Origin of the sequence: Streptomyces sp. NPDC001549, from assembly GCF_042894025.1 — a bacterium.
GTDB lineage: Bacteria > Actinomycetota > Actinomycetes > Streptomycetales > Streptomycetaceae > Streptomyces > Streptomyces kutzneri.
In genome coordinates this window covers 22,207-28,219 of record NZ_JBIAVJ010000054.1, presented here as the reverse complement: position 1 = coordinate 28,219, position 6,013 = coordinate 22,207, and the positions used below count along the sequence as shown (strand labels likewise).

General features: G+C 69.6%; 5 protein-coding genes. 3 read left to right on the top strand and 2 right to left on the bottom strand.

Annotated elements, in window-relative coordinates; all coding sequences use genetic code 11:
- Positions 1–131: 131 nt before the first annotated feature.
- Positions 132–440: a hypothetical protein gene (locus tag ACFY04_RS42470; protein ID WP_389126349.1), complete on the top strand. Its 309-nt coding sequence runs from the start codon at positions 132–134 to the stop codon at positions 438–440.
- 722 nt (positions 441–1,162) lie between these two features.
- Here the strand turns inward: ACFY04_RS42470 and ACFY04_RS42465 are convergent.
- Together ACFY04_RS42465 and ACFY04_RS42460 are read right to left on the bottom strand one after the other, a co-directional pair.
- Positions 1,163–2,062, bottom strand: coding sequence for a hypothetical protein (locus ACFY04_RS42465; RefSeq protein WP_389126348.1), 900 nt, complete (start codon positions 2,060–2,062; stop codon positions 1,163–1,165).
- On the bottom strand, positions 2,059–3,072 hold the full coding sequence (locus tag ACFY04_RS42460) for an SPFH domain-containing protein (protein WP_389126347.1): 1,014 nt from the start codon (positions 3,070–3,072) through the stop codon (positions 2,059–2,061). The genes ACFY04_RS42465 and ACFY04_RS42460 overlap by 4 nt, the downstream gene beginning before the upstream one ends.
- Positions 3,073–3,824: 752 nt before the next feature.
- On the opposite strand from ACFY04_RS42460, the gene ACFY04_RS42455 reads away from it, so the two are divergent.
- Complete coding sequence (locus ACFY04_RS42455; protein ID WP_389126346.1) at positions 3,825–4,295, top strand: protein kilB; 471 nt, start codon at positions 3,825–3,827, stop codon at positions 4,293–4,295.
- Between the two features lie 1,242 nt (positions 4,296–5,537).
- Complete coding sequence (locus ACFY04_RS42450; RefSeq protein WP_389126344.1) at positions 5,538–5,990, top strand: ATP-binding protein; 453 nt, start codon at positions 5,538–5,540, stop codon at positions 5,988–5,990.
- The last annotated feature ends 23 nt before the right edge of the window (positions 5,991–6,013 follow it).

Here is a 6,013-nt window from a genome sequence, read left to right as displayed (position 1 = left end):
CCGGCAGCGGCAACCCCACATCGTGACCGGCTACTTCCACGGCCGGCACGTCCGCTACACGATCCAATAGGAAACCCATCAGTTTCGGCTCAATATTGCGCGCATCACACTGAGGGTGATCTCATGCATTCATGACCTATGCGAATCGTGTGACGCGCACCCACATTGATACGTGGAACGAGCGAGCACTTCCGGACGGATCGATTCCGGTAGGATTCGTCGCCGTCCTGCGAGGTTCCTTGCTTCCCATCTCGATCTGGCTCGGAGTCGCCGCCTTCACCTTCTTCGCCTACAACCCAATAGCCACATTGATCGAAGGGGGGCTCTTCCTGGCCTCCTTCCTGTTCAGCTTCAATCGTCGACGGAAATCACATTCCATAAAATGCAGCACCTACGGTGCAGTGGGCGGCGTATTCAAAGAGTCGATGGCGGGATTCTAACTCCCCCTGACAAGCAGTACTATTTCCGGACTTGAGCGCCACCGACCACACCATTGCACTGCTTTGGTCGGTCCGGGAGCACCTGCGGCCACCGCAGGTCACGGAATAGATCCCGGCCGCATGTGACACCTATATGGAGGACGATGCCGAGTCGGATCGCTTTGGACCGAAGTCCGTGAGTATTCCCGATGATTTGACCCGGCGGGTCGGCTCTCAGATGCGGGAAGCGAGGTCGTAGTGAATATCGGCGGGGCGCTAACGCATCCCACTCCAAGAAGCAGAATGCAGCCGCGACACGGAAGAGCGGATGGACACTCCGAGCCCTGGCGAAACCAACGGAAAAGCCCCATCCGACGAACATCAACATGTCCGGAATTCTATATCCGTACACCCACCCGGCAAGAGATGTTTATCGACCCACCTAACAATCCGTCGAACAAGTGGAAACTGTCCGCCGGTAAACCCGAAGCCGACGCAGCGAGAGCTGAACACACGCTGGAAGGACTACGACGGGAACGGCTGCATCGCGCCCGCAACCACGTCCGGATCGCTCAAGCGATCGAGCGCCGGCGTCCCGCCGACGGAACGTGGCCGCGGTCCACTCCGACGCGTAGCGGCACCTTCGCGCAGAGCGGGCACAGTGCCGCAGGAACCGTAGCGCGTCGCCCTCCCGTGGATCTGCAGTGGTGACAGTCAGCTGTCGGGCAGGGCGCTCACGTCACTCACGTCACCAGGTGCAGCGACGTTCCCGCGATGCCCAGCCGTACGCTCTGACCCCAGGTCAGCTCCAGGGCGTCGCTCTCCATTCCGTCGCCGAAGACCACGATCCGGTCCGACTCCACGGTCAGCTGCAGCCCCTCCCCCCGCCCCAGCTCACCGGCGACCTTCGTCGTGCCGGTCGTGGGGGAGGGCCAGGCTTCGCGCACGAACCACAGGAGCCGCCGGTCGCAGGGCGCGGGCAGCCCCGCGGGGCTGCCGCGCTCCTGCCACAGGGAACGCAGCCAGCCGGTGGCGCCCGTGCCGGTGCCGACCAGCACCCCGGAGGACGCCTGGGCCTCGCCCGGGCCCTTGTCGCCGTCGGAGCCCAGGCGGTAGCGGGCCGTCTGGTGACCGGGCGAGCCCAGGTAGATCTCGTTCAGCGCGAGAAGGCGCTGGGTGTCGTCGGCGACGGCCTCGACCATCGTCAGCTCCTCTGCCCGGCCCCCGGCGGTGGTCGCCGCACGCAGCAGGGCGGCCGCGTCGGCGCAGCGGTGCCGGACCAGTACCCCCGGGTTGCGCCCCGGGTCGGTGTCGATGCCCACCACCGGCTGTCCGCGCAGATACTTCGCGGTGTTGGCGACCAGGCCGTCCTGGCCGACCACGACCACCACGTCCTCCGGGGCGAACAGGAAGCGGTCCAGATCGGCCCGCTCCACCCGGGAACTGCGCCAGGTGAGCGGCACCGCCGCCGCCACCTCCCGCAGCGCGTGCCGCGTGCGCTCGTGGCGGCGGACCACCTCGTCGATCGACCGGCCCCGGCTGGAAAGGAAGAACGCAGCCTGCCCGTGCGTCCCGTGCCGGGCGAGAAGTTCCTCGTACTCGGTCCTGCGGTGCACGAGCACCGCCCGCGGGGCCAGGCTCACTCGCCCGCGCCGCCTTCCGGACGTCCGAGCCTGCTGAGGAGCCCGGTGAGGACGTCGGGAGAGAGCGTGATGCTCTCGATCCGCGGCATGTTCTCCGCCAGCCGGGTCGCCGCCAGGGCGTGCAGCGTGCCCGGGCCGGCTTCGTCGTGCACGCGCAGCCAGGCAGCCTGAACCTCGGCGCGCGCCGCGCCCGTCTCGCGCGCCGCCTCGGCGTCCGCGCGGGCCAGGCTGACCTTGCGCGCCGCCTCGGTCTCGGTGCGTACGCCGTCCGCTGCCGCCTTCTCCTCTGCCTCGCGGCGGGTGTTGATGCCGCGCTGGTCGATCAGCTGCGCCTCGCGTCGCGCCAGCTCGATCTGACTGGCCAGCTCGTTCTCGGCGATGGCACGCTCCCGCTCGACGGCGACGGCCCGCCGTTCGTAAGTGGCCCGGTCCGCCTCCTGCTGGATCTGCTCGCGGGCCGGGGTGCGCAGGGCGCGCTCCACCTCGGCCTCGGGGCGGATCGCCACGACCCGTACGGCCACCACATCGATGCCGGTGGCCGGGAGCCTGGGCTCGGCGGCGAGACCGGCGGCGACCCGCCCCCGCACGGAGGCGACGCCGTCCACCAGGGCGACGGCCAGCGGAGTCCGGGCCAGTACGTCCAGCGTGTGCTGCTGCGCGGTCTCGGTGAGGAGAGTGGCGATCTGCTCCAAGGGGGCGCCGCGCCAGCTCCCGGTGTCCGGGTCGACGGAGAAGTCGAGTCGGTCCGCGGCCTCGGCCGGGTCGCTGATCCGGTAGGTGACGGTGGCCTGCACGGCGACGTCCTGGAAGTCGGACGTACGGGCGTGGAAGGCCATGGCCAGCTCCCGGTCGTCGACCGGAACTTCGGACAGCGCCGCCGACAGCGACCGGTACCAGAAACTGAGCCCCCGTCCGTCGTGGACGAGTCGGCCTCGCTTGTGGTGGCGGATGTGGGCAGTGGGCGCGGAGCGCAGATGACGCCAGCCGAAGCGCCGGATGATGTCGGCCATGGCGAACCCCCTTCATTTCGTCAATGCGACGATAACGACGCCTGCCCATATCGTCAAGGGGACGAAAAGAACGCTTCCCGGGCGCTGCCCCGGCAGCAACGGAAGCCGCGCGAACGGGTCCTCGGCCTGCGGGACCGGCTGCCCCCGAGCGGTCTCAAGGTCCGTGCGTGCGCACCGGCCCCGCTCGTAGCGGAAACCCGCCGCCGACGCCGTCCGGCGGCCGTCCTCGCCGACGACGTCCACTGGGTGGGCTCGTCCGGCGCCGCCGTACTCGCCTTCCTGCACCAGCGGAACGCGGTCTGCGGGCCGACGGCAGACCTCTCTGCCGCGTCGGCGGCACCCGTCCCGCAGGACGGGAGGGCTTCGAGTTCGGAATGTGCCGCCCGCCCCGCCGAGCTTGCCGGTCGATCCCGGACCGGATGTGGAACGGGCGCACAGCGGGGCAGTTGGTGAGTTTGTGGAACATCTGATGCTCAGCGGCGGGAACGTCGCCGCCGGTTCCGCGTGAGCGTGATGTCGCCGGGTTTCGAGAACGCCTCGGTACTTGCCGCCGGCGTCTGGTGTGCTGGTCGTCTCGGAGTCAGTGATCATGGCCCCGGACTCCTGGTCTCCGGCTCCAGCCGCAAACCGGCCTCCAGGGCAGGTCCGCAGCACCGCAGACATGGCCCCCGCAGCCGGAGGCACCGCCGCGTACCTCGCTGTCCGACGACCTCACCACCCAGAACCGACCACCCGAGAGGACCCGACGCCTGATGTCCATATGGACTTCGATCGTTGCCGTACTCGGCACCCTCGCCGGCGCCTTGACCGCCGGACTCCTCCAGCACCGTTCGGCACGCACCGCCCGCGCCGAGGAGCGCGCCGACAGCCACCGCCAGGACCAGCTCGGCGCCGTCACCGACTTCGCGGCCGCCCTGGACGCGCACCGCTCGGCGATGTTCCATCGGGAGCGGCTGGCCCTGGCCGAGGCAGGCGCCGAGCACCAGCTGGAGGCTCAGACAAGGTCCCACAACACCCGGGCGGCAATCACCGCACCCCACATCCGCCTTCAGGTCCTGGTCCCTGAGCTGGCCGGCCCCGCCCAGCGGGCCGCAAATGCCAGGTACGCGCTGCGCAAGGCCATCGACCGGACCGAGCTGGACGCGCGGCGGCATGCGGCCAAGGAAGCGTCCGTCGCCTTCATCGCCGCGGCCGCCACGCTGCTGAGCCCCAACCATCACTGACGGACGGCAACCAACGCCGGTGTCCTGGCCGTCCGATGGCGCCGGTCGTGCCGGTTCCCTACGCCCTGCAACAGGGTTCTGGCACACATTCCGTAAGGGCGGTGGTGGTCAGGAGTGCGCGGAATCGGTGTCTTCCCACTTCCATCCGGTTTGGGGGAACTGCTCGATATCCAGACCAATGGCGAACGCGTGCAGCCGAGGCTCACGCAGGCGTCGGCGGCAGGGGCCGCGGCGCTGTGCAGCTGCCGGGCGCGCGTCACCCTCGTGCAGGGGGTGACGCTGTATGGGGGACCCGCCTCGGCATCCGGGACGCTGTCGATCCGTGCGTCTACCGGCCAGTCTGTACCGGCCCGTGTCGACCGGCGGGCCGGCCTGCTCACCGGCGGGCCTGACTTCCCGGGCCGCGCTCTCGGCCGGTCCCGGAGTGCCGCCGCACCCGCAAGGCGCTGCTCCATCTGCCGAACTACCGAACTACCGCCGAAGTCTCAGCTGCCTGTTCCCGGGCGGCTGCCAACCGAGCCTGGTACTCCTCCGCGACCCGGCAGGCCGGCGGCCGGCGCACACGACGAATCTCCGGCTCAGGGCATCAGCCACGTTCCCAGAAAGCGCAGGCGCGCGTGACGTCCGCGGCCTCTGCGGTCGGGCTGGGACAGTGCGAAGGTATGTCACCCGGAGCGGGAGCTCGTTCCCATCGGGCCGGCCCTGATCCGGGAGTCTCCGATTCATCCAGGTACAGCGTGAATGCACCACCTACCAACACAAGTGCCAACCATCCCGCCCCTGCCCACAACCAGCCCCGCCGCGACACCTTTTCCCCCTCGACCTCGATCGCCCAGGGAACACTCTGCCAAGGGCACACCATGCGGCGCTCACCCGCCTGCCCATCGCCCGGGTGTCCCTCGACGGGCCCGGCCCGTCGGCCGCCCACACCGTTTCCGTCTCGCGGAGGCCATGTGTGGTTTCCCTACCAGGCCGCTCACCACTGGAGCCAGGCGGCACGAACCGGTGGGGTTTCGGAGGCCTCATAACGGCCACACGCACAGGAGGAACGGACTACGAGGGAAGGAGCACTCCCATGACGACGATGGTCCTGCTGATCGCGCCGATGATGTTGGCCCTGCTGCTCGTCCACCGGAAGGGCGGGCACCGTGCCCGGCACCGGGCGAGCCGGTTCTGACAAACGTCCCGACCTGTCCGGTCCGGCGTCAACGCGAGAGCGCAAGCGAGGTGAACGCGGTGTCCATGCGTGCCAAGGGGTGGGCCACCTCCTTTCCCGTACACCGAGGGGTGCGCGAGGCCCGCCGGTGGACCGCGGAACGCCTGGACGCCCTGCAGTGGACGACGGACGCCCCCGACACGGCGCACTCCGTCCTGCTGACGGTTTCGGAGCTCGTCACCAACGCGCACATCCACGCCCACAGCGGCGCCGGGCTGGTGCTCACCTGGGACGGCCGGTGCCTGCACGTCAGCGTCGCCGACGGAGACCCGGACCTGCCGGCCCCGCGCGCACCCTCACGCGAGTCGACTTCCGGACGGGGACTCGCCATCATCGACGCCCTCGCCGATACCTGGGACGCCCATTCCTTCCACGGCGGCAAGACGATCACCGCCTGTTTCCATCCCCGGGTGACACCCGCCCCGCACACCGCAAGGAGTCACTCGGGGCCGCACGCCGGCGAACCCCCCGACGCGTGACGGACCGTTCCCGCGTGGTGGCG

Coding starts and splice junctions, on each gene's coding strand:
- ACFY04_RS42470 (WP_389126349.1), top strand. CDS start 132: ATGACCTATGCGAATCGTGTGACGCGCACCCACATTGATACGTGGAAC.
- ACFY04_RS42460 (WP_389126347.1), bottom strand. CDS start 3,072: ATGGCCGACATCATCCGGCGCTTCGGCTGGCGTCATCTGCGCTCCGCG.
- ACFY04_RS42455 (WP_389126346.1), top strand. CDS start 3,825: ATGTCCATATGGACTTCGATCGTTGCCGTACTCGGCACCCTCGCCGGC.
- ACFY04_RS42450 (WP_389126344.1), top strand. CDS start 5,538: ATGCGTGCCAAGGGGTGGGCCACCTCCTTTCCCGTACACCGAGGGGTG.